Origin of the sequence: Riemerella columbina DSM 16469, from assembly GCF_000374405.1 — a bacterium.
Lineage (GTDB): Bacteria > Bacteroidota > Bacteroidia > Flavobacteriales > Weeksellaceae > Riemerella > Riemerella columbina.
The window spans coordinates 17247-41189 of the sequence record NZ_KB894283.1 but is presented as its reverse complement, the minus strand read 5'-3'; the positions used below and the strand labels follow the sequence as shown (position 1 = coordinate 41189).

Below are 23943 nucleotides of genomic sequence, written 5' to 3'. Positions count from 1 at the left end.
ACATTAAAAGGTAAAATTTATGAGTACGATTTGTATCATTATCATTGCTATCACGACTGTCATTTCCTATCAAGGCTTTAAGGATAGAGCATTTTTTGAAAAGTATAAATTTAATGTCGCTGCCATTACGCGGAAGAAAGAATATATTCGTCTGCTAAGTTCAGGATTCCTCCACGCCGATTGGATGCATTTATTTTTCAATATGCTATCGCTCTATTTCTTCCAAGGTATAGTAGAATATTACTTTGGCACTGGTGGATTTTTAGCCTTATATTTTGGTTCTATGTTGCTAGGGAATTTATTCAGTCTTTATATATACAAACACCAACCATGGTATTCCGCGATTGGGGCATCTGGTGCGGTTTCAGGAATTATTTTTGCCGCTATTGGCATGGCACCCAACGAAATAGAAGTCAACTTTCTACCCGGCTGGCTATTTGGAACACTTTATTTTGGTTACTCCGTTTATATGATGCTCAACCCTAAACAATGGGACAATTTAGGTCACTCTGCCCACTTAGGTGGTGCGGCATTTGGGCTAGGTTTTGTATTCGCCCTATATCCAGTAGCGGCATTAACAAACGCTTTATATTTAGGCATTATGTCATTACCCCTTATCTATTTGGCATACCATATTTTTTCAGGAAAAAAGATAAGGTAGTTTAGTTATACCTAATGGCTTTCACAGGGGAAATTTTACTGATGAGATAACTCGGTAAAATCAAAGCTATTGCAGAAATCAGTAAAATTCCGAAAGAAATCATAAAAATATAAATGGGATCCAGCTCTACGGGTACCTCACTAACATAATAATTTTCTGGGTTAAGTTTCACTACGCCAAAGAATTTTTGGATTAATAATAAACCTATCCCTATTGCATTTCCAATCAGTAAACCTGGCACCATAATCAACAAGGTATAATTGATAAAGATTGTTCGGATTTGTCCATTGGTTGCCCCTAAAGTCTTGAGCATACCGATAGAATTGGTTCTTTCAATAATTAGAATCAGTAATACCATAATAATATTAATGATGACCACCACCATCATAATACTGATAATCAAAGAAATATTGGTATCAAAAATATTAATCCAGTCTACAATTTGTGGGAATCTATCGGTTATTTTCTCGGCATAGTTTTTATAACCTATTAAGGCATCTATTTTAGGAAGCACTTCATCCATCGTGTTGGTATTATCAAGAAATACATTTAAACCACCAATATCCGTTTTCCCCATATCTTGAATTTTTCGCACATGGTTGATATCGCCAATGATATACAAATCGTCTATCAACTTGATATCGGTTTTGTAAAGCCCTGCCACTTCAAACTTTCTATAAATGGGCTTTTGGTCTTCTTTAGAGAAAATAGCCACAATGCTATCTTTAGGCTTCAGGTTTAAATCTATCGCTATTTTTTCAGGCAATATCACTTGATTGTTATAACCTTCTTCATTAAAATCAGGAATGCTACCACTGACCATGAATTTTTTAAAGCGTTCTGTATTAAAATCTTTGGCAACACCCTTTAGTATAATTCCCGAAAAACTCTTTTCAGTTCTTAAAATCCCACTCACCGTGGCATAAGATTGCAACCCTTCTACCTCTGGCAATGCTTGGATATCATTTTTTTTCAACTCTTTTAAATCTAAAACCGAAGAATTATAAGAGGTATTAGTTTTTGTAGATTTAATGGAAATATGTCCCGCAAAATCACCCATACGGGTTTTAATGGCTTCTTTGGACCCAAGCCCCGTTGCTACTGTAATTAAAGATACAATAACGCCCAACGCTACGGATAATCTACCAATAAAGACAATCACACACGAAAGATTATTTTTATTATCTTTGGAAAATGCTATCTTGCGAGAAAAATATAATGGAAATTTCAAAACTATGTATTTAAACTTCAAATTTAAAAATTTACTGCTTATCTGCCTAATTTATTTTGGCATTGGACTTCAAAACCAATACAAGTCTCAAGAAACCAATCAATTTAAAACGGGTGCCGACCAGCCAGAACTCTATCTACCTTTACTTCAAAACAAAAAAGTAGGCGTGGTAACCAATCAAACGGGACTAATATTAAAAAAAGTAAAACATCAAGTATTAGTAACCAAAAATGGATGTGAAATAGGCATTAAAATAGATACCATTAGTACCGTTGATTTTTTATTAGACAACCATATCGATGTAAAAAGGGTATTTGCTCCAGAACATGGTTTCCGTGGCGATGCCGATGCTGGCGAGCATGTAAAAAATGGCATTGATACTAAAACGGGACTTCCTATCATTTCTCTTTACGGAAATAATAAAAAACCTACGCCTTCACAAATCAAAGATTTAGATGTTATCGTATTTGATATTCAAGATGTGGGTGTCCGCTTTTACACCTACATTTCTACCCTTGCCTATGTAATGGAATCCGCAGCAGAACAAGGCGTAGAAGTTATCGTATTAGACCGTCCCAACCCTCACGATGGCTATACAGATGGACCCGTTATGAAATCCAGATGGACGAGCTTCGTAGGCTTACATCCCGTTCCAGTCATCTATGGACTTACAATTGGGGAATACGGGAATATGGTCAATGGCGAAGGTTGGTTAAAGAATGGTGTTAAGGCGAACTATACCGTCATTCCGATGCACAATTATCATAAGACCAAACGCTATCCACTTTTGAAAAGACCATCCCCTAATCTACCTAACGAAAAATCTATCAACCTCTACCCTTCACTATGTTTTTTTGAAGGAACCGAAGTTTCGGTAGGACGCGGCACCGACTTGCCATTCCAAATCTACGGCTCACCTTGGACTAAAAAAATGGACTACAAATTTGTACCCGAGCCTAACTTTGGAGCTAAAAATCCATTATTTAATGGTGAGGTATGCTATGGTGAAAACCTAAAAAATTATCCAGAAGACTTAAGGCAACTTAACCTTGAATGGATCATTAAAGCCTATCAAAATTATAAAAACTCTAGAAAACCTTTCTTCATAAAAAACCTATGGTTCGATAAATTAGCCGGTACCGACCAACTAAGATACCAAATATTAAATGGTGCTTCCGAAGACGAAATTCGAAAATCTTGGCAAAAAGATTTACAAAACTTTGAGCGTATCCGACAAAAATATATTATGTATGAAGATTAATCCATAAATATTAAAAACTAAAAAAACGGTCTTAAAACTATTTTTAAGACCGTTTTTAATTTAAATGGTAGAATCAACTATTAGTAATTCCACATATCATTTTCCATTTCAAGAATTTGATTTTTGATTCTATCACTTTCCTCTAATTGAGCTTCAGCATCGTTTGGAATATAATCTTTGATTACCCCATTACCTAGTCCATTTTCAGATTTATAGATGATAGAAGAAAATCGTCTTGCATTCAAAATATCATCAAAACTGATATCAGAAGAAAGATTTTTATTATTGAAAACAACAGCATTAGCCGTCAATTCTCTAGCATCTGGATAGAATACCCAAAATAAATCAATTAATTCTTCTTTATCGGCAAACTGTTGTCCCATAGTTTGTGGATCAGGTCCCATCGCAGCAATACCGAGTAGACGGTACTTCATTTGTCCATCTCGTCTGTCGATATACCACATCCCTTTAATCTTAAGCAATCTTACTTGCTCAGATTTAGTTTCGTAAACATCGGTACCTGCCTTTTTATCCTCTTCTGATACGGTTTCACCACTATTAATTTTATCAATCAACCAATCCGAAGTTACCACACGGCTCATTCTCTGCTGGATTTGCTCTGGTGTTAATCTTACGGTAAACATTTCATCATCATAGACTTCTTTTATCTTACCGCTATTAATACCATCTAAAAGTAATTGATATAGCGACTTATTTTGAGAGACTAAACCATCCGAATTATGGTAAAATGGCTGGTTGATTTTTTCATTCATATCAATGATTTCCCAAACCACCATACTTCTCAAAATATCTTTATCTTCTATAAAACCGTACTCCAAAGGCTCTACCTTAGTTGAGAAAATAGAATCCCCTTTTTGGACTTTATTTTCTTCTCTCAATTGGCGAAACTCTTCTGGCGATTTTGCATTCAAAATATTTTGAGCAAAAACCAAACCAGAACAGCACACTAAAGCACTAAAAATGATTTTTTTCATTTGTATATTTTTATTTTAAACTAAATAGTTTTGTTGTCCTATTTAGAATGATTAATTTCCATCTCAAGTGGTGGTTCTATTGAACATTAATCACCACTGGAGAAATATTTTTAAGCATTTGTCCACCAAGTCCAGAGGCTGTTGCTTGGATATCATACACATACACCACATCACCAGCTCTTAAGTTTGCTGTTTGTCCTGCAATAGAACTCAAATTATTACCACTGATAAACGAGGCCGCTTTCCCTGGCACTTTTACTCTAAAGCCTGTAACCGCAAAACTTACTGGAAATTCAAAATCTGGAATTGCCGCAGAAATCGTTTGGTTCTTAATTGAACTTGCAGGCATAGAGACCACATTTTGCCCTCTGATCTGCCCTTGTGGCGCAGGAACACTCTTCACACGGAATGGAAAAGAGGCTGTAGTAACTTTACCATTAGGCAATGTTCCAGATACAGTAATGTTAACCATATTTCCAGCACTAGGTCTAATCACCCACTTACCTCTACCACCGGATACAGAAGCTCCTGCGGCAGAAAGTTTTACCGCAGAATTATCCACACCAAGCATTGTTGCTGATACAGGATTATCTACTCCTCTATAAAGGACATTCATTTTATCAGCAGAAACTACCGCACCACTTTGCAACGCTACTTCTTTAGGACCAGCTATTACACGGTAATTGTGTGAAAACGGAAGTTTTATTTCTTTGTTATTTGCATCCAAAAATGAAATTTGCCCACTAAAACTAAAGTCTCCAACATTGCTAGTATTTAAAGATTTAAAACCTTGTCCATTAGATTGTCTATCTACACCTGAAAAAGTCATACCCGGAATAGAGTTTGCATAAGTTCCCACTACTACTTTAGCATCTACTTTATCATCTTGTAAAATTACGGTAGGTGCTGCTACAATCGCTTCAAATGCATTGAATTTAATATCAGCATCTACTTTTTCTTTAAGCATATTCGCCAAAGCATCGGACTGAAGATTTCTTGCTTCCGATTGTAAAATTTCTAAATTTGCTAAAGCTGCTACCAAAGGCTGATTGTAAAACTTCGCTACCATCCAATCTTTATCATTCACTTTTCCTGTATTGAAAGAAGCATTAGCTCTTTCTATAATAGCAGTATTCTGAGAGTTTTTTGGAAACACTTGTAAAGTCAACTGCTTTACGGCTTCCATTAAAGATTTTAGTTTTTGTGCATTTTGACTTGGGCTAGCCTCATTTGCATTATCAAAGAAATATAAGGTAGATGCATCAGTATTATTGAGTGCATTAAAATCGAAGTCTTTAGCATTGTCGCTGTCACCAGCGAATTTTCTCATTTCTGTTTTAGATCCTTCAATAAACTTAACCAAATCATCAATTTTCTCTTTGAGTTGCTTGTATTGCTCATAAGGTTGTGAGAAAGAATCTGGCGAATTTTCTGCTTTTTGACGAAGTGTTTCTTCAAATATTTTATTTTTGGATTGCGTAAGTGCTGTACTGGCTCTTAAGGAATCCTTAGTATCATTGTACGAGCGTATGATTTCTTGATCTATCTGCATGGCTAACATTGCAATGAATACCAGATACATCAAGTTAATCATCTTCTGACGCGGGGAAAGTTTTTCTTTTGCCATCTTAGTTTTTTAGAGTTAAAATTTAATTAAACTGATTTGTAAAAGAAAATCTATCCTTTCATTGCACTTAGCATACCGCCATAGACTCTATTAAGGCTATTAAGGTTTGCCGTTAAGCCATTTAACTCCTCGTTAAACTTCTCAGATTGCTGAGCTGATTTTTGTAAATCCGCTACATATTTTTGATGATATTCTGATTGTGCTTTGCCATGTTCCAATTGTAAAGCATACAATGCATTCATACTTTCTAAATGGCTCGCTGCTAGAGTCAATTGATCATTGTATTTTTGAGTAGACGCGGTAACATCTACCGTTTGATTGATTTGCTCTACAGAAGATGAGAATTTATCAATCCCTGATTTTAGTTTTTCAAACAACTGTACATCCAACTTAGCTTCAGAAAGCATTTGGTCTAATTTATCTGAAAGCGAAACCTCAAGTTGTTTTACTTCTTCAGTCTGAGCTACTAAATTTCTTCTTGGTTTTGGCTGAGCATTAGGATCTACTAATTCGGGATATACATTTTCCCAAGCATATTTTTCCTCTTCTACTGGTGGATTGAACGCATAAAGCAAGAAAATTAATGCCTCTGTAATCAACCCTGCCCCAAGAATCCAGTTAGGATTTACTAATCCGCCAAAAGTGGTATGTGTCATTTTAAAAAATGCACCTAAAATTACGATTGAAGCACCTACCGAGTAGATGAAGTTCAAAGTTTTGTCGCTTAATTTCATAGTATATAATAAATATTTTGTTTAAGTGTTATTTTGATTTTCTTTTAAATCTTGCCGTTCCTTCTGGAATGTCTTGTACGGTTCTAAAACCAATGTAACTTCTCGCCGAGTCTTTTCTTTCCCAATCTCTATACCCTGTCATCAATAAATAGCCTACATCTTTCCAAGAACCACCTCTTACAGATTTTTTCACATCTCTATAAACTTGATTCGACAAGTGAGGATTCAAAGTTGATGAAAACTGATAAGTTGCATTATTATATGGGGACTCTGTCCATTCTGCTACATTTCCAGCCATATCATAAAGTCCAAATCCATTTTTAGAAAAAGATTTTACTGGTGCAGTATAGGTATAAGTTCCCTTTTTCTCATCTTCTATATAGTTCCCTCTTTTAGGTTTAAAGTTGGCCAAATAGCACCCTCTATCATCCATTAAATATGGACCACCCCAAGGGTAAGTTGCATTTTCTTTACCTCCTCTAGCGGCATATTCCCATTCTGCCTCAGTCGGTAAACGGAATGCCATTGGTTTTTCTTTTCTCTTTTTTAGAGATTTATTGTAATCACTTTTCAACTTAGTTTTAAAATCGCAGAACGCTCTGGCTTGGTCCCAAGTTACGCCTACTACTGGATAATTTTTATAAGCCTTATGCCAAAAATAGCCATCATATAAAGGCTCGTTATAAGCATAATTAAAATCCTTAATCCAAACTGTGGTATCTGGATATACTGCGATACTTTCTTTTTTAAGATATTTTGAACTTCTTTTACCATCTTTCACTGCCGATTCCAAATCTTCCCATTGGTAAGCGTATTGTAATTTTCTAGTATCTAGTAACCTTTCGTTATTAATACGCTCAGCTGGTGGCAAATACATAGATTCTAAAACCTCTGCATACTGAACATCAGGATAGTCCGAAGTATTCCATTTTAATGGCACACTCCAATCTAATCTTTTAGATTCATCGTAACCACCTCTACCGCCTTGAGATTCTAAATATTCTTGATAAGCATTTGCATTACCATCTTTTTTAGCCAAATAGGCATAATCTGCAATCCCAGTTCCATTACCACCTCCAGAAGACACATCCCCTGCAGCCTCAGCTAGTAGTGTTCTAGCGATAGAGTCTCTCACATAGTTAATGAATTCTCTATACTCCGCATTGGTAACTTCAGTTTCGTCCATAAAAAAAGACGATACCGTTACGGTTTTCAATGGTGCTTTTTCTGGCATATTGGTATAATCCATATCTGCCATACCCATTACAAAAGAACCACCTGGAATAGCGACCATACCATAGGGGCGCTCTGCCACAAAGGATTTAGCTTTGGTTTTAGGGATCAATTCTCCATTACTCCCAGGTTTACCAGAAGAGTTTTTACCTCGAGAACATGAGGAAACCGCCAATGAAACGGAAAGAAGTGCAAAAAATATTTTTTTCATCTTATGATGTAATTTTTATTAATAATTTTAGTCGTCTTTAAAGTGGGTAAAGATAAACTTTTTTTAAAATTAAATGCTCAGTTTTATTTGCTAAACGAAAATTTAATCTAAATATTTTCCTTAGTATCAAAAAAATAGATTTCTATTTTAACTTATTAGAGTAAGTCAATTATAAAAGTCTATTAAATTTATCTTTATTCCACAGTTACAGACTTAGCTAAGTTTCTAGGTTGGTCTACATTAGCCCCTCTATAAACTGCAATATAATAAGCCAATAACTGTAATGGTACAGAAGCAACAATTGGCGAGTAACACTCCGAAGTTTCTGGAATTTCTATCACATAATCTGCCATAGAAGCCACTTGTTCGTCTCCTTTACTCACCACGGCAATGACTTTTCCTTTTCTTGCTTTAATTTCTTGTACATTACTTACCACTTTGTCGTAATGCTTATTCTTAGGAGCAATAATGACAATTGGCATATTTTCATCAATCAACGCAATAGGTCCATGTTTCATTTCTGCTGCAGGATAACCTTCTGCGTGGATATAAGATATTTCCTTTAATTTTAAAGCGCCTTCTAAAGCAGCTGGGAAATTATATCCTCTACCTAAATAAAGGAAATTAGTGGCATCTACAAAATCATGTGCCATGGTTTTTACATTATCGTGAGTATCTTTTAATACCTCCTCCACTTTCTTCGGCAATGCATCTAATTCTGTAATTAAACGCATAAATTCTTGATTACCAATATTACCCTTATGCTTACCTAATTTTAAGGCAATTAAAGTCAAGATGGTTAATTGTGCAGTAAACGCCTTAGTAGAAGCCACCCCAATTTCTGGACCTGCATGGGTATAAGCACCAGCATCCGAAAATCTCGCAATAGAAGAATCTACCACATTACAAATACCAAAGATAAACGCGCCTTTTTCTCGCGCCATTTTTATTGCTGCCATGGTATCAGCTGTTTCTCCAGATTGGGAAATGGCAATAACCACATCTTTATCGGTAATGATTGGATTTCTGTATCTAAATTCAGAAGCGTATTCCACCTCTACAGGCACTCTAGCAAATTCCTCAATCAGATACTCCCCAATTAACCCTGCATGCCAAGAAGTACCACATGCAATAATGATGATGCGATGAGCATTATTTAATTTTTCTAAATGATCCCAAATGCCCGCCATTTTTATGATACCTTCGTCTACTAGCAAACGCCCACGCATTGTATCATGGATAGACTTAGGCTGTTCAAAAATTTCCTTTAACATAAAGTGTTCGTAGCCACCTTTTTCTATTTGTTCAAGGTTCAGTTTCAATTCTTGAACTTCTGGGCTAATTTTAGAATTGTCTTTAATGGTTCTAATGTCAACCCCCTTGTCTAAGGAAATGGTAGCCATGTGACCTTCTTCTAGATAAATCGCCTCTTTTGTAAATTCCACAAATGGAGATGCATCCGAAGCAATAAAATATTCTCTATCCCCCAATCCAATTGCTAGTGGCGAACCTAAGCGCGCTACCACCAACTCTTGAGGATGATCTTTATGCATAACCGTTATAGCGTAAGCCCCATGCACCTCATTCAAAGTAGAGCGAACTGCTTCTGGAAAATCCAAATGAGATTGTTTATCCAAAAAATACTGAATCAGATTAACCAATACTTCTGTATCAGTCTCTGATGCAAAAGTAAAGCCTTGGTCTTTAAGCACCGTTTTAATAGTGTCATAATTTTCGATAATTCCATTATGAACGATAGCCACTTTACCATTATTCGAAATATGTGGGTGGGAATTTCTATCACTAGGTACACCATGTGTTGCCCATCGTGTATGCCCCATTCCTAAGTGAGAAGTGCCTTTTAAAGACTCGGCAATGGCTTCTAAATCTGAAACTTTACCTTTAGTTTTTTTTACCTCAAATTCTTGATTGGTATCTTCTAAAACAATCCCCGCACTGTCATAACCACGGTATTCTAATCTTTTAAGACCGTTTACAACCACCTCGTAAGCGTCTCTATGTCCTGTATATCCTACAATTCCACACATATTTCTTTCTATTTTTTAGCGTAAGTAATTTTTAATTGAGCTTTTTTATCATTAGTAGTATTAGAACCAATCAATACGACTCTTTCCGTAGCATAGGCTCTAGAATTATACTTTTGTCCTACCAAACCACCTTTAGCATTAAGTAGATAATTCCCTACATTAATTTCTAAATCTCTATTCATTTGTTCTTTTTCTATGATATCTTTTATCGTTTGTGTGATTGTAATATCATAGTAAGCTGGATTTTCCTTTAGATTATAAGCTTTCACCAGACTAAAATTATTTAATCCAGAAAATGCTGTAACATCTGCTAAAAATTCATTAAGATTAGCATATTTTACAAGGAAATTTGAAGGTTTAGCATATGAATTATCCCAAACAGACTTGTCACTATATAATCTCACTTTAGCCGATAGTACTGCTACTTTCTTGTCCTTATAAAGCTTTTTTAGCTCAGCAATGGTAGTGGCTGGAATCTTTACCACAGCACCTGCCCCACCCATACCTTGCATATAGAGTTTCTCATCACCATTTGTCGTATTAATATTCGCCATTGCGGTAGTATATTGAGAAGGTCTTTGGTATTGAATTTGGTTAAAATGCGTATTATCTGCACCTAAATCCAATGTATAAACCGCAGGTTTTTGTTCCGTTTTATCATCGGTGGTTACCTCGTGTTTATAGTAGATTTTAACCGCTGTGGCATTAGGTAAAAAGTTAAAAATATAACCATCATTTTCTGCAACAGAAATTCTTAACCCTTTGAAATACCTAATGAAACTCGCTACATCTTTTAGATTGCCACTATTTTGCTGGTCTATAATTTTAGTTTGAAAGAAATTTTTATCTAAAGGCACTCGTATAGCTGCCGTTCTAGAAAACAAATCTTTATTATCACTTTTAGCTGTGATTTTTACCTCAGTAATAGTTCCATCAAAATTATAGTTGGCTAATGTACTGCCCACATTCACTTGCTGATTAGAAAAATAGGTTTTATCCTTAGCGTATAGAAAATCATTCACTTCTTCTACCTTTATGGTCATAGGCTTTTTATGTTTGCCATACTTTTTTATAGGAAAAGAGGTAAAGACTTTTTTAGCATCTACACCATCAAATTTCTCATCATCTTTGGTTATGGTGGTAGCAGAATCCTTTTCATAAAGTGGCTGAAGCTCTAAGGTTACAGAATCCACCTTAGCGTTAGTGCCAAAATTAGGATTATAGTCGGTAAGTCGCACCTGAGTTACATAACTTGACTTCTGCAATCCAAATTCAGACTCACTAAATGCTCCTAGTGTAGCTTGTACTAACTTAGAAGCATCGGACTGAATAGTATCATTGTGATTAAGGTTATAGGCAACTACTTCATAATCCTTTACCACACCCTCTGCCTCGTTCCCTAAAAAGAATTGCTCGCCTAGATTGTCTATTTCCGACTCACAACTCACTAATGCTATACTTCCAAAACTTACTACTGCGGCAAATTTTAGAATATTTTTTGCTTGTTTTATCATTGATTTTCTAAATGTATTTATTACTTAGCTATAGACCGTATCAATTTCCTCTGGATTTACATATTCCGATTTTTCAGCTTTTGCCTTATCAAATCGCTCGTATAATTCGTCCACTAGAAACTCATCGCCTTTTACTACAATATCTACCAAATTCATTCCTTCTTCAATAAAACTATGGAAACTTGGCGATTTTAAAGCTTTAACTTTAGACATATTATCAAATTTGAATTTTTCTAAAATATCTTTAGTCAATGCTAAATCTTCCTCATTGTATACTGAAAGAACGAATTTCGTATCGTTAAAATAAGAATCGTTTTTATAATAATGTTTAAGGTAAATCGGCACAAAGGCAGACATCCAACCGTGTAGATGCACCACATCTGGCACCCAATTTAATTTTTTAATGGTTTCTATAACGCCTCTAGCAAAAAACATGGCTCTTTCGTCATTATCTTCAAAAGGCGTACCTTCCTCGTCTACATAGTCAAATTTTCTTTTGAAATAATCTTCATTATCTATAAAATAAACTTGTAATCGCTCACCTGGTAGAGAAGCGACTTTAATAATTAAAGGTTGATCTAAATCATTGATGATGATATTCATTCCTGAAAGTCTGATGACTTCGTGAAGTTGAAATTTCCTTTCGCTGATATAGCCAAAACGCGGCATAAATACACGGACATCATTGCCATCATTGTGCATTTTAAGAGCCATTTTGTTTACCGCATCCGACATTGAACTTTCTTCTTGATAGGGGTTCATCTGTGTGGTAACATATAAAATTTTCTTGTCTGGCATAATTTACTTTTTACTCTTTAAATAAAAGATTGTTATTATGCAAAAATACAAAATTTTAAACTAATATGATTGTATTAACATTTTTTTATAATTTTGGCAAAATCAATTACATGAAAGTTATCCAAAATAAAACCGATTTATTGGCTTATATAAAAGACCTTAAATCTCAATCTAAAACTATTGGTTTTGCACCCACTATGGGTGCCTTACACCAAGGACACCTCTCGCTATACCAAGCAGCCAGACCAGAAAACGACATCGTTATTTCCTCTATTTTTGTAAATCCTACCCAGTTCAACAATCCCGAAGATTTAGAAAAATATCCTAGAACTCTGGAGCAAGATTTAGAGCAGTTAGAACAATCTGGTTTGGTAGATGCCGTATACACTCCAAGCGTTGAAGATATCTACCCCGAAAATGCCGTTTCTAAATCTTACGAATTTGATGGTTTAGAACACGAAATGGAAGGCAAAATGCGCCCAGGACATTTCGATGGTGTAGGCACTGTGGTGGAAGAACTCTTCCGACAAATACAACCCGACAACGCCTATTTTGGTGAAAAAGATTTCCAGCAGCTAAAAATTATTGAAACTCTAGTAGAAAAATTAAATCTACCAATCACCATACATGGGGCACCGATCCATAGAGAATCCAATGGACTGGCGATGAGCTCTAGAAACCAAAGACTTTCTGAGCAAGAAAAGCAAGATGCAAAAATCATATATGAAACTTTAGAATTGGTAAACGATTGGTTTAGAGTGATTAGTATTCCAGAAATCAAAGACCGTGTCACAGATATTTTTAAAAACAAAAAAGGCTTTGCATTAGAATATTTTACAATAGCCGATGAAGCTACCTTAAAAGAAACCGATTTCTTCTATAAAGACAGAAGTTACAGAGCGTTCATTGTGGTTCATGTAGGTGATGTAAGACTTATTGATAACAGACATTTGGACTAATAAAAAATCAAAAGCCTTCCTATTGGGAAGGCTTTTGAACACCAAATCACAAAATATTAATATGAAAAAAATTTACTTTTCAGCAAATTGTGACTCGGCTGGGGCTCGAACCCAGGACCCATACATTAAAAGTGTATTGCTCTACCAACTGAGCTACCGAGTCTAGTGTTTTGTACTAGTTGTAATTTAAAGTCTCTGTGTGCCTGCGACTGGATTCGAACCAGCACATCCTTAGGATACCACCCCCTCAAGATGGCGTGTCTACCAATTTCACCACACAGGCTTAAAAAAAGTGACTCGGCTGGGGCTCGAACCCAGGACCCATACATTAAAAGTGTATTGCTCTACCAGCTGAGCTACCGAGTCTTTACTCATGCAAAAAACAAAGTGCATTTGTGTTTTTCAAAAGTGGTGCAAAGATACAGATTTTTTTGTTATCTCAAAATTTTTCTGCAATTTTGTTTAAAAATAAATTATGATTATTACCCTACTCGGCTATATGGGATGCGGTAAATCTCACATTTCTAAAACCTTAAGTCATTCTATCAATTTTTCGTTAATTGACTTAGATGAAGAAATTTCTAAATCTTATGGAGCCCCTATCCCAGAAATTTTTAAGGAAAAAGGCGAGATTTTCTTTCGTAAACTAGAAAAACAAACTTTAGAGCATCACCTCTCTACGAAAAACAACATCGTATTGAGTCTTGGCGGTGGCACTCCAGCATATTATGATAATATGTCTACCATCAACCAACATTCTACAAGTATCTACCTTAGAACTTCTGTGGGCACACTATTTAATCGATTACGATCCGAAAAAGCACAACGCCCTATGATTGCCCACCTTAGTGATGAGGATTTACCCGAATTTATAGCCAAACATCTTTTTGAAAGACAGCCTTATTATAGTCAGGCGCAATACATAATCGACACAGATCGTAAAAGCCCCGAAAGTCTTGTGGAAGAAATTAAAAATCTAATTCCTCATCTTGAGCATTAAAGAAATTATCCCAATCTTCTTCTGAAAAATCATTGCCCTCATTTTCTACGAATGATGACATCTCTCTTCGGTCTTTTTTAGTCGGTCTACCCTCACCTTTTCTTCGGTAATAGTCTTGGGACATCTTTCGCATTTTTAAGATTTCGTATTGTTCTTTATTGGTAATATCTTTTATGTGCAAAGGCACCAACTTAGCCCCTATCCTACTTTTAGGAAGTTGAATGACTTTAATTTTATAATTAATTTGATTCTTTCTAATGGTAATTTCGTCGCCTTCTACCACTTCTTTAGACGGCTTTACCACTTGCCCTGATACCGAAACTCTATTCTTTTTTATCTCGTCTGAAGCGATACTTCTGGTCTTAAAAAAGCGAACACTCCATAAAAATTTATCAATTCTCATATTTTATTTATATTTTTGTCCTTGTAAATAAAAATAGAATGGCAATTTAACCATTTGTTTCTAATTAAAAAAAATTATGAAAAAGAATATTATTTTAAGTGTATTATCTTTAGGGCTTATCGCCACTTCGTGTAGAAAAGATGAGGAAGAAAAAAAAGTGGAAACCGTAGACCTACAAACTCAAAATGAGTACGACACCGAAGCAATCACTACATTTCTAAAAGAACATTATTTTGATAGCAAAGGTAATATCGTAGCTTTCGACGAAAAAGATACTGCTGATGACAATGAAAAACCACTTTCCGACTATCAGCCACAAACTTTGTCCAATGGTACAGTGTATGTCGTAAGAACCAATGCACAGCCCACAGCGGGTAAAACGATTAAGGCTAATGACCAAATCACCCTTATGCATCGAACTTACACTTACCTAGCAACTAAAAACGAAAGTGGTGTTGTAAAATTAAGAAGTGGTTATCCATTCTATAATACCATAGATGGTACAGGTGTTCCACAAGAAGACCCTTCATTTTTCTATGTAAAACAATCTGTTTTAGATAAATCTGGAAAAAATAGAAATTTCTATGAAATAGAAGGCTTTAATGAAGCACTACAACATTTCAAAAGCTTTGACTTAAATGATGACGCTGACTACAATCTTCAAGGGGTGATTATAGTGCCATCTAAAGCGGCTTTTGCAAGAGATCCACATTTTAACTATGCAGGTTATTCTCTAAATGATAGAACTTTTGTTTTCAATTTCCAAGTCTATAAGACTGCGGATAGAACAGCAAATTAATACATTAAGATAGTATAACTTTTATGGAGCAAAAACTTAACTGATTTTGCTCCATCTATTTTTGCCTTTATATTGTTTGGTATAGTATGCCCGAAGCCCTTGATGAGCAGGATGTTGCAAATTTGGGTCAGCCTTTACTAATAATTCCACTAAATATTTGGCTTGTTTGATAATCGTGGCATCTTTTGAAAGGTCTAATTTTTTAAAATCTACAATACCGCTCTGCTGCGTTCCTAAAATATCACCTGGACCTCTCAACTCCATATCCACTTCAGAAATTTTAAAGCCATCATTGGTTTGGCACATTGTTTTAATGCGTTTTCTTCCTTCTGTGGAAAGTTTATCCGAAGTCATTAAAATACAATAACTCTGCTCTGCGCCTCGCCCTACACGCCCTCTTAATTGATGCAGTTGAGACAACCCAAAGCGTTCAGCACTTTCGATGACCATTACGGAAGCATTGGGTACATTTACCCCAACTTCAATCACAGTAGTAGCCACCATTATTTGTGCTTTTCCAGATGCAAAATATTGCATGGCATCTTCTTTTTCTTGAGGTTTCATTTTGCCATGAAGCATTACCGTTTCATAGTTTTTAAAGAAATCCACCACTTGCTCTAATCCCGCCTCTAGATTTTTATAGTCTAAAGTTTCTGATTCTTCAATTAATGGATATACAAAATAAACTTGCCTTCCTTTTGCCAGTTCCTCTCTCGCAAATTGATAAACCGACCAACGGTCTTTTTCTCTACGATGCGCAGTAATAATCGGTTTTCTTCCCATAGGTAATTCATCAATGACCGAAACTTCTAAATCAGAATAGAAACTCATCGCCAAAGTTCTAGGGATAGGCGTAGCCGTCATAATTAAAATATGTGGCGGAATTTTATTTTTACCCCAAAGTTTAGCCCGCTGTGCCACACCAAAACGATGTTGCTCATCAATAATCGCTAAGCCCAAATTTTTAAACTGCACCACATCCTCTAAAACTGCGTGTGTTCCCACCAAAATAGACAATGTACCATTCAATAGTTTTTCGTGAATTTCCTTTCTTTCCGAAGTTTTTGTAGAACCTGTGAGTAACTTTACCTCAATATCGGTTTCTTTTAATAAGTCTTTAATGCTATTAAAATGTTGCTGCGCCAATATTTCCGTAGGTGCCATCATGCAGGCTTGCATACCATTATCAATCGCTAAAAGCATAGATAATAGGGCCACCATTGTTTTACCCGAACCTACATCGCCTTGTAGAAGGCGGTTCATTTGGATAGGATTTTTTAAATCGTGGCGAATTTCTTTAAGTACACGCTTTTGAGCATTCGTTAAATCAAAAGGTAAATGATGTTGATAAAAATTATTGAATGCTTCCCCCACGATGGGAAAAGGCGTCCCTACATTATGCGTTTGCTGAAATTGCTTTTTAAACCCATAACCTAGTTGAAAGAAAAAGGCTTCTTCAAACTTCAATCGGCGTTCTGCCTCCTTTATGACTGCTTGATTTTTAGGAAAATGTATAGTTTGATACGCCGCTACACGAGGCATCAATTGGAGTTTGTCTAATATATTTTCGGGAATATTTTCATAAATGAGTTGAGGCAATTGCTTTAATAATTCAAATATGATATTTTTAAAAAATTTGTTATTAATCCCTCTTTTAGCTAATTTCTCACTCCCTGAATAGACGGGTAGTAGCGTTCCTAAAAGTGCTTTTTTTTCATCGACCTCAATCTCTGGATGCGGCATAGAAAACACGCCATTAAACCAATTGATTTTACCAAAAATATACAATTCTTTGTTCAATGGGATTTGCTCCACCATCCATTTAGTATAGCGGAACCACACTAAATCTATGACACCCGTCTTATCTTTAAATTTAGCCGTTAAGCGTTTCTGACCTTTGCCATAAACCACTTCTTTAAGTTCCGTAATCTGTCCTTTAAGTTGAAGTTCTACCTCTGAATTTCTCTGTAATTCTGCAATGGTATAGACTTTACTTTTATCCAAATAACGGATAGGGTAAAAGGTCAGCAAATCCTCAACCGTTGCTAATCCTAAAGTATTTTTGATGAGTTTAGCACGCTCGGAGCCTATTCCTTTTACAAATTCTATGGAAGTTTCTAAAGTCAATCGATTGCTATTACATTGAAACGGCTAAAATAAGGAATTTTGGAAATATAGGTTTTAAAGGTTACTTTACCTCCTCGCCTTCCAACAAAATGACCGATTCTACACTATCATTTTTAGACATTTGAACATTTATCACAAAATTTACCCATTGCATCGGGCTGCATTTCGTCAAAGTTTTCATGGCATCGGAATTGGAAATTGATACTGGCTTTTCCCATAATATTTGGTGTTTGATGACTGACAAATATAGTTAATTAATTCTTTTGGCATAGAATTAGCGCCTTAAAAATCAAAACATTTTAACTAAATTTGAATAAAATATTAAGAATATATGGCATATATAGATTATTATAATATACTGGGCGTAGACAAAAACGCGTCCCAAGATGACATAAAAAAAGCCTATCGGAAACTGGCAAGGAAATACCACCCCGACCTAAATCCGAATGACAAAGAGGCAGAAAAAAAGTTTAAGGAAATCAACGAAGCTAATGAAGTGCTCAGCGATGCCGACAATCGGGCGAAATACGATAAGTATGGCGAACACTGGAAACACGGCGAAGAATACGAAAAAGCTCAGCAACAGCAACAACAATACCAAAGTTATAGCGGACAAGGATTTTCTGGAGAAGATTTTGGCGACCAAGGTGATTTTTCAGACTTCTTCCAAAGTATGTTTGGTGGCGGTAGCAATGGTTTTGGCAGAAGTAGTCGCGGTAGAGCATCGGGGAAATTTAAAGGTCAAGACATCGCTGCGGAGCTTACCATCTCGCTAAAAAAAGCTGCAACACCACACCAAAGAACCTTTGAAATTAATGGTAAAAAAGTGAGAATTACCATTCCTGCTGGCGTTTACGAAGGACTAAAAATTAAACTAAAAAATTACGGTCATGAAGGCATCAATGGTGGTCCTAAAGGCGACTTATACATTACCTTCCATATCGATGAGGACAAGCAATTTGAAAGAAAAGGTAACGACCTCTATACAAGCGTAGATATTGACCTTTATACTGCCTTATTGGGTGGCGATGTACTCGTCCAAACTTTAGACGGTAGCGTAAACTTGAAAGTGAAACCAGAAACCCAAAACGGCACCAAGGTACGCCTAAAAGGTAAAGGATTTCCTATATACAAAAAAGAAAATCAGCATGGCGACTTATTTGTAACTTATAATGTGGTACTCCCTACCAACTTAAGCGACAAGCAAAAAGAATTGGTAGAACAACTTAAAAACACCCTTTAACAATGAAAGATAAAATTACAACACAAGATTGTGTACAATTATATAAAATAGACCTCCATTTTATTGAGGCTTTAGAGGATTCAGGATTGATTACACCTTATATCGAGAACAATGTTAAATACATTATTTATGATGATTTAGGGGCTTTGGAAAAATTTGCCAACTGGCATTATGATTTAGATATCAATATTGCAGGACTGGAAGTCATCCATCATTTATTAAAGAAAATTGACCACCTTCAAAATCTGAATCAGCGCTTAAGTGTAGGATTTAAAAGTTTTGAGGAATAGAATAAAAAAATCCCTACTTAAATTTTCTAAGTAGGGATGTTTAGTTAGTCACTCTGCTAAGGTTTTTGTGCTGATAAAATTCTTTGTTCTATATCTCGCCAATCGTAGATGTGGAATACTTTCCCACTACTCATCGCTACAAAAATACCTTTTGGAAATTTATCATTAAAATAAGTGGCAGAAGATTCTGAGCCATCGCTTTCTAAAGTAGATACTGGAATTTCTGCAATTCTTCCTGCGGTAGGGTTTTCTCGCCGATACACATTAAAGGTATCCGCCTGCTGGTTAGAAACCAAAATATACCCTTCGGTAGCCGATGTAGGATAAATAGAAAGTCCTTCTACATCCGAAACAAAATCCCCAATTCCGAAAACAGCCAATTCCTGATTTCCTTTTTCTGGGTCTGCATAGTATTTATGAACGCCATACTTTTCATCGGAATAATAAATATAGCCTAATGCATCATCCACAGCAATAGCTTCTATTTCTTTTCCCCCACTATATTTACCAAATTTTCTTACCAACTTACCATCAATTTTACCTTGATTTTCAACCAGTTGATATTGCCACAAATAATTATCTAATGGACCTGATTTTCTTCCTACAATAGCATAAATATTGCCAGTTTTTGGATTTTTATACATAGAAATCCCCATAGGACTTCTTTCTGTTTCACCATCAAAGACACTAAAACTACCCACTTCTCTCATACTTGGCAGTTCAAAAATACGCACTTTATTCGTTTCTCTTTCCGTAGTTAGTGCAATATCCATCGGTTTACCATTTAGGACAAAGCCATATTCTATATCTACATTATTAGGTCTTTTAATACCTAGCACTTTATTGACTATTTTTCCATCTAAGTCAAATACAAATAGTCCACCATCGGTATCTTTATCAGTTCCTACAATAAGGCTTTTGGAAGCGTCTTTTGGATTAATCCATATGGCAGGATCATCGGTATCGTGGTTTACTTTTTGAGTAATAACACTGGGTTTTACTTTATTTTGTGCCGATTGATTAACAGTGCAATGTTGCAATCCATTTAAAATAGCTAGAATGCTTATCGCCTTAAAAAATTTGTTCATCTTGTAAATATTGTTGTATCAGTTATATTTTAAAATTTTTATAGATCATTGGATTGGTTAAAAATCAAACTTAACTCCCATCGTATAGCGTGGTCTATAATATTCAATTTGCATGGTTCTGCTTTCTACACCTTGGTAATACCTCAACGGTTGATTGGTAAGGTTGTTTGCTTCTACAAATATACGCATCCAATCATTAACGGCATAAGACGCGTTGGCATCTACAAATGTTTGCTTATCGTAATAGCGGTCATTAAACTCATTATCGCCTAACTCATCAAGGTACGCAGAAGTATGATTGAGAGAAACTCTGGCTTGGAATACTTTATTTTCCCAAGATAGTGATGCATTGAACATATTGGGTGCTGTTCCCGGTAGCATAAGATCTTCACGCATTATGCCATCTGAGGTGTAGATTCCTTTGGTTTTAGATTGGGTATAAGTGTAGTTGGCGTAAATACCAAAATTGGATAGAAACCCTGGTAGAAAATCTAGCTGTCTTTGGAATGCCGCTTCAAATCCATAGACCGCAACACTTTCACCATTTTTGGCTTGTAGATAGGTGTAGGTTTCATTAGGATCTAATTGATTTTTTAAATCTGGAAAATCATTTTGAAATTTATCATAAGTATATTGAGGGTCTCTATAATCGTAGATGAAATTATTAATTTTCTTATAGAATCCACCTAATGAAATTAACCCTACAGATTTAAAGTAATATTCTGCCATCACATCATAATTATGGGCATAAGAAGATTTCAAATTAGGATTTCCTGCTGTAATATCTCTATCCCCAGGAATTACGCTTACAAACGGCGAAAGGCGATAGTAATTGGGTCTGGCAATAGCAGTGGTATAGGCAAGTCTAATAACAGTATAGCGTTCTGGCGTATATTTAAAACTGATATTTGGCAAATAGTTAGTATAGTTATTTGTAATTTCTCGACTGCCTTGCAGATTATCTTCATCTTGAATAACATTCCCCAAATAATTGGTTTGTGTATTTTCTATTCTAAGTCCTGTAATAAAAGAAAAATTACGCGATAGATTTTGATCCCATCTTATATACCCAGCGTAGATATCTTCTTTTGCACGATAGTTAGCAGATAAATATTTGGACGGCTGATCTTTCTTATCAAAAAGCGTTGCATTTTCGAGATCCAATTGTCCTAAATAATCCTTTGAAGCAAAATATCCAGGCTCATATTTAGTACCTGGCTGCCAGTGGCTTCCACTCCAAAATATCTTATCCACCACCGATAAATCCGAGATAGGATTGGATGCTGTAGGTTTATAGTCGAAGAAATTATTATCTCGTTTTTTAAATTTTAGTCTGGTCTTTCCTCCTATTCTTAGTCTTCCTTTCTCACCAGAAACAATAGAAAATGGCATTCTTAGGTTAAACTTACCCGTAATTTCTTCTTCAAAAGTCATTTTGTTTTCTTCGGAAAGTTTATCCCATTTGTATTGATTTAAATCTGGTATCAAGGTTGGAGTATACAGTGGCTCTCGTTCTGTACCAAAATCCGAATCAAATTCAATAAGGTTTTTCTTATCTGTATAGAACGAAATATAGCGTTCGTTAGGGCGTTGTTCTTCTGCTTTAGAATAAGAGGCATTCCAATTAAGCTCTACCTTGCTTCCGAATAGATGTTCTCCTTTAATGGAGTAGTTCTGCATGATTTGCCTTTCTAACCTCGCGCCTTTATTTTTATTATTAGCGATACCGCCTTTGGTTTGTCGCTCTATTCTGCCTTCATATCCATTTTTGGTGGGTGCAATTTTTTTCATTCTCACACGATAACGATTTTCCCAATCGTCTCTCCAATTGTACATCGCAGAAATCCTCAAACTATTTCTATTATTCGGTTTCCAATCGATATCTGTACCGATGCTTTTGCGTTCTCTTTTTACATCGTATTTTCTAATATCTAATTCTGAAATATATTCTCTACCTTTTTTGCTTGTCCACTGTGCTTCCACATTATCCGAACCATAAGTATTGTTATTATAAGAGCCATTAATGACCCAACCTAGGCTATGGTTAAAAAAACGATTGCTATACAAAAAACTATTTGTAAACAAGGCCTTACTACGAATAGGATTATATCCTGATGCGGTAGATATAGAAATTCGTTCTTTACTAGACGCTGATTTGGTAATTAAGTCCACAGAACCACCAATCGCATCAGCATCTTGGTCAGGCGTAAGGGTTTTATTTACCTCTATCATCTGAATCATATCCGAAGGGATTAAATCCATTTGCACATTCCTGTTATCCCCTTCTGCAGAAGGAATACGGCTACCATTCAGCGTTACCGAATTTAGTTCTGGGGATAGTCCTCTTACGATGATATTTCTAGCTTCACCTTGGTCATTTTGCATGGTAATCCCTGGCACTCTTTTTAGTGCGTCACCTATATTAGCATCTGGAAACTTCCCCACTTGGTCGGAAGATACCACATTCGAGATATTGGCATTACTTTTTTGTTTACTAAGTGCTCTTGCTTGGCTTTGTCTAGAAAAACCTATAATTTGGACTTTTTTTATATTTTTAACCTTTTCTTTTGAAGTTAGTTTTTCATTAAATACAATCAACTGATGCGTATTTTTATTATCGCTAATATGCACTTTAAATGTTTTACCCCCATACCCCAAGTAGTCGGCAACCAATTCGTAATCTCCAGTTGGAACATTCAGAAATACAAAATCCCCATTTTCATCTGATGCTGTGTAGTGATTACCCGGTTTTAGGATGAGTTTTGCACCAGGAAGTGCAATTTTAGAATTATCGTTAATATTCCCCGATAGCGTTCCCGTTTGGGCAGAGAGCCATACCGATGCGCACAGCAAAATAGAACAAACTAATTTCTTCATTGGTTTTTGTGCAAATATACACCGCTAAGCGACTATTGTATTTTAACTAAAAATGAATCTTATATTAAATTCTATTCATATTAATGCTATATTTTTCGTAATTTCTAATAGAATTTCTTAACAAATATTTATCTTTGCCGAGATAACAAAGACAGCCTGTTGCTTGGTGCATAGGCATCAAGAGGAAAGTCCGGACACCATAGGGCAGCATAGTGGCTAACCGCCATCCATAGTGATATGAGGACCAGTGCAACAGAAAGCAAGTACAGTTCGGCTGTAGTGAAATCCGGTAAACTCTATGCGGTGCAATGCTAAGTATATCGGCAATTAAGGGTGGCTCGTCCAATGCCGAGGGGTAAGCAGCTAGAACAAATCAGTAATGGTTTGCGTAGATAAATAACAGGCACCTATTTTAATAGATACAGAATCCGGCTTATCGTCTTTGTTATCGTTTTTCTGTAACAACAAATACGAACACGAAAATAATTTAATTCATATTGGGTCTTTGGGGAGTCTAAAAAAACAAACACTTACCAGTCCTTTTGCATCCATTCCTTCAGTTGTGATATTAGATATTATAAAAAAATCACTTATATTTGTACCACGAATATGAATCGCAGTAAAAGAAAATACAAGATATTTTTTGTTTGGATACTATTTTTCACGGTATTCATTAGAACTTTCTTTTCCGAAAATTACTCTTATACTCGCGATATTTTATTAGGACATGAGACTACAGAATATCAAATAAACCAAGAGAATAAATGTTCTTTAGGAATTTGCCATCATCATTCTCATATTGAAAAAGGGAACTATCAAAAGGATCATTTTTATTTTTCTCCTT

At 35.6% G+C, this 23943-nt stretch carries 20 protein-coding genes, 3 tRNA genes and 1 other RNA gene; 8 read left to right on the top strand and 16 right to left on the bottom strand.

The genetic code is table 11. The annotated features are described in order from the left end of the window. The first annotated feature begins 19 nt into the window (after positions 1-19). A complete protein-coding gene (locus tag C237_RS0112280; protein ID WP_018676756.1) occupies positions 20-661 on the top strand; it encodes a rhomboid family intramembrane serine protease in 642 nt (213 codons plus the stop codon). Between the two features lies 1 nt (position 662). Here C237_RS0112280 and C237_RS0112275 read toward each other — a convergent pair whose 3' ends face one another. After that, entirely contained in the window at positions 663-1892 is a 1230-nt protein-coding gene (locus C237_RS0112275) for an ABC transporter permease (protein ID WP_018676755.1), read from the bottom strand. A 4-nt stretch (positions 1893-1896) separates the two neighbouring features. Between C237_RS0112275 and C237_RS0112270 the strand changes: the two genes are divergently transcribed. Continuing rightward, complete coding sequence (locus C237_RS0112270) at positions 1897-3153, top strand: exo-beta-N-acetylmuramidase NamZ family protein (RefSeq protein ID WP_026315688.1); 1257 nt, start codon at positions 1897-1899, stop codon at positions 3151-3153. An 80-nt stretch (positions 3154-3233) separates the two neighbouring features. On the opposite strand, the gene porN is transcribed toward C237_RS0112270, so the two are convergent. The 7 genes from porN to C237_RS0112235 all read right to left on the bottom strand — a co-directional run bounded on the left by porN (position 3234) and on the right by C237_RS0112235 (position 12313). Continuing rightward, positions 3234-4148, bottom strand: coding sequence for a type IX secretion system ring subunit PorN/GldN (gene porN, locus C237_RS0112265; protein ID WP_018676753.1), 915 nt, complete (start codon positions 4146-4148; stop codon positions 3234-3236). Between the two features lie 76 nt (positions 4149-4224). Then, on the bottom strand, positions 4225-5775 hold the full coding sequence (gene porM / locus C237_RS0112260; protein ID WP_018676752.1) for a type IX secretion system motor protein PorM/GldM: 1551 nt from the start codon (positions 5773-5775) through the stop codon (positions 4225-4227). Between the two features lie 50 nt (positions 5776-5825). Then, entirely contained in the window at positions 5826-6509 is a 684-nt protein-coding gene (porL, locus tag C237_RS0112255) for a type IX secretion system motor protein PorL/GldL (RefSeq protein ID WP_018676751.1), read from the bottom strand. 28 nt (positions 6510-6537) lie between these two features. Next, on the bottom strand, positions 6538-7953 hold the full coding sequence (porK, locus tag C237_RS0112250) for a T9SS ring complex lipoprotein PorK/GldK (RefSeq protein ID WP_026315687.1): 1416 nt from the start codon (positions 7951-7953) through the stop codon (positions 6538-6540). Between the two features lie 194 nt (positions 7954-8147). Continuing rightward, a complete protein-coding gene (gene glmS / locus C237_RS0112245) occupies positions 8148-10001 on the bottom strand; it encodes a glutamine--fructose-6-phosphate transaminase (isomerizing) (protein WP_018676749.1) in 1854 nt (617 codons plus the stop codon). 8 nt (positions 10002-10009) lie between these two features. Continuing rightward, the gene (locus C237_RS0112240; protein WP_018676748.1) at positions 10010-11515 is read right to left on the bottom strand and encodes a DUF4270 domain-containing protein; all 1506 of its coding nucleotides are present in this window, start codon (positions 11513-11515) and stop codon (positions 10010-10012) included. Positions 11516-11539: 24 nt separating this feature from the next. Continuing rightward, positions 11540-12313: a glycogen/starch synthase gene (locus C237_RS0112235; RefSeq protein ID WP_018676747.1), complete on the bottom strand. Its 774-nt coding sequence runs from the start codon at positions 12311-12313 to the stop codon at positions 11540-11542. A 110-nt stretch (positions 12314-12423) separates the two neighbouring features. Here C237_RS0112235 and panC point away from each other — a divergent pair, with 110 nt between their 5' ends. After that, positions 12424-13272 carry a pantoate--beta-alanine ligase gene (gene panC, locus C237_RS0112230; protein WP_026315686.1) on the top strand — a complete coding sequence of 283 codons (849 nt, stop codon included), beginning with the start codon at positions 12424-12426 and terminating at the stop codon, positions 13270-13272. A gap of 90 nt (positions 13273-13362) precedes the next feature. Here panC and C237_RS0112225 read toward each other — a convergent pair. From C237_RS0112225 to C237_RS0112215, 3 genes are all read right to left on the bottom strand, one after another. Next, a tRNA-Lys gene (locus tag C237_RS0112225) sits at positions 13363-13435 on the bottom strand. 37 nt (positions 13436-13472) lie between these two features. After that, a tRNA-Leu gene (locus C237_RS0112220) sits at positions 13473-13555 on the bottom strand. A gap of 10 nt (positions 13556-13565) precedes the next feature. After that, positions 13566-13638 (bottom strand) — tRNA-Lys (locus tag C237_RS0112215). A gap of 109 nt (positions 13639-13747) precedes the next feature. On the opposite strand from C237_RS0112215, the gene C237_RS0112210 reads away from it, so the two are divergent. Further along, the gene (locus C237_RS0112210; protein WP_018676745.1) at positions 13748-14272 is read left to right on the top strand and encodes a shikimate kinase; all 525 of its coding nucleotides are present in this window, start codon (positions 13748-13750) and stop codon (positions 14270-14272) included. On the opposite strand, the gene C237_RS0112205 is transcribed toward C237_RS0112210, so the two are convergent. Further along, on the bottom strand, positions 14241-14675 hold the full coding sequence (locus C237_RS0112205; RefSeq protein ID WP_018676744.1) for an RNA-binding S4 domain-containing protein: 435 nt from the start codon (positions 14673-14675) through the stop codon (positions 14241-14243). The genes C237_RS0112210 and C237_RS0112205 overlap by 32 nt on opposite strands. A 76-nt stretch (positions 14676-14751) precedes the next feature. Between C237_RS0112205 and C237_RS0112200 the strand changes: the two genes are divergently transcribed. After that, positions 14752-15474: a hypothetical protein gene (locus C237_RS0112200; protein ID WP_018676743.1), complete on the top strand. Its 723-nt coding sequence runs from the start codon at positions 14752-14754 to the stop codon at positions 15472-15474. A gap of 36 nt (positions 15475-15510) precedes the next feature. Here C237_RS0112200 and recG read toward each other — a convergent pair whose 3' ends face one another. Both recG and C237_RS14685 read right to left on the bottom strand, forming a co-directional pair. Further along, positions 15511-17601, bottom strand: a complete 2091-nt coding sequence (gene recG / locus C237_RS0112195) for an ATP-dependent DNA helicase RecG (RefSeq protein ID WP_018676742.1) — start codon at positions 17599-17601, stop codon at positions 15511-15513. Between the two features lie 61 nt (positions 17602-17662). Continuing rightward, entirely contained in the window at positions 17663-17845 is a 183-nt protein-coding gene (locus C237_RS14685; RefSeq protein ID WP_156809765.1) for a hypothetical protein, read from the bottom strand. Positions 17846-17932: 87 nt separating this feature from the next. On the opposite strand from C237_RS14685, the gene C237_RS0112185 reads away from it, so the two are divergent. Further along, complete coding sequence (locus C237_RS0112185) at positions 17933-18844, top strand: DnaJ C-terminal domain-containing protein (protein WP_018676740.1); 912 nt, start codon at positions 17933-17935, stop codon at positions 18842-18844. A 2-nt stretch (positions 18845-18846) separates the two neighbouring features. After that, on the top strand, positions 18847-19134 hold the full coding sequence (locus C237_RS0112180) for a chaperone modulator CbpM (protein WP_018676739.1): 288 nt from the start codon (positions 18847-18849) through the stop codon (positions 19132-19134). A 56-nt stretch (positions 19135-19190) separates the two neighbouring features. Here the strand turns inward: C237_RS0112180 and C237_RS0112175 are convergent, their stop codons facing one another. Next, on the bottom strand, positions 19191-20222 hold the full coding sequence (locus C237_RS0112175; RefSeq protein ID WP_018676738.1) for a phytase: 1032 nt from the start codon (positions 20220-20222) through the stop codon (positions 19191-19193). A gap of 57 nt (positions 20223-20279) precedes the next feature. Beyond that, complete coding sequence (locus C237_RS0112170) at positions 20280-23099, bottom strand: TonB-dependent receptor (protein ID WP_018676737.1); 2820 nt, start codon at positions 23097-23099, stop codon at positions 20280-20282. A 143-nt stretch (positions 23100-23242) separates the two neighbouring features. Here C237_RS0112170 and rnpB point away from each other — a divergent pair. Next, positions 23243-23551, top strand: an RNA gene (gene rnpB / locus C237_RS14090) — RNase P RNA component class A. The last annotated feature ends 392 nt before the right edge of the window (positions 23552-23943 follow it).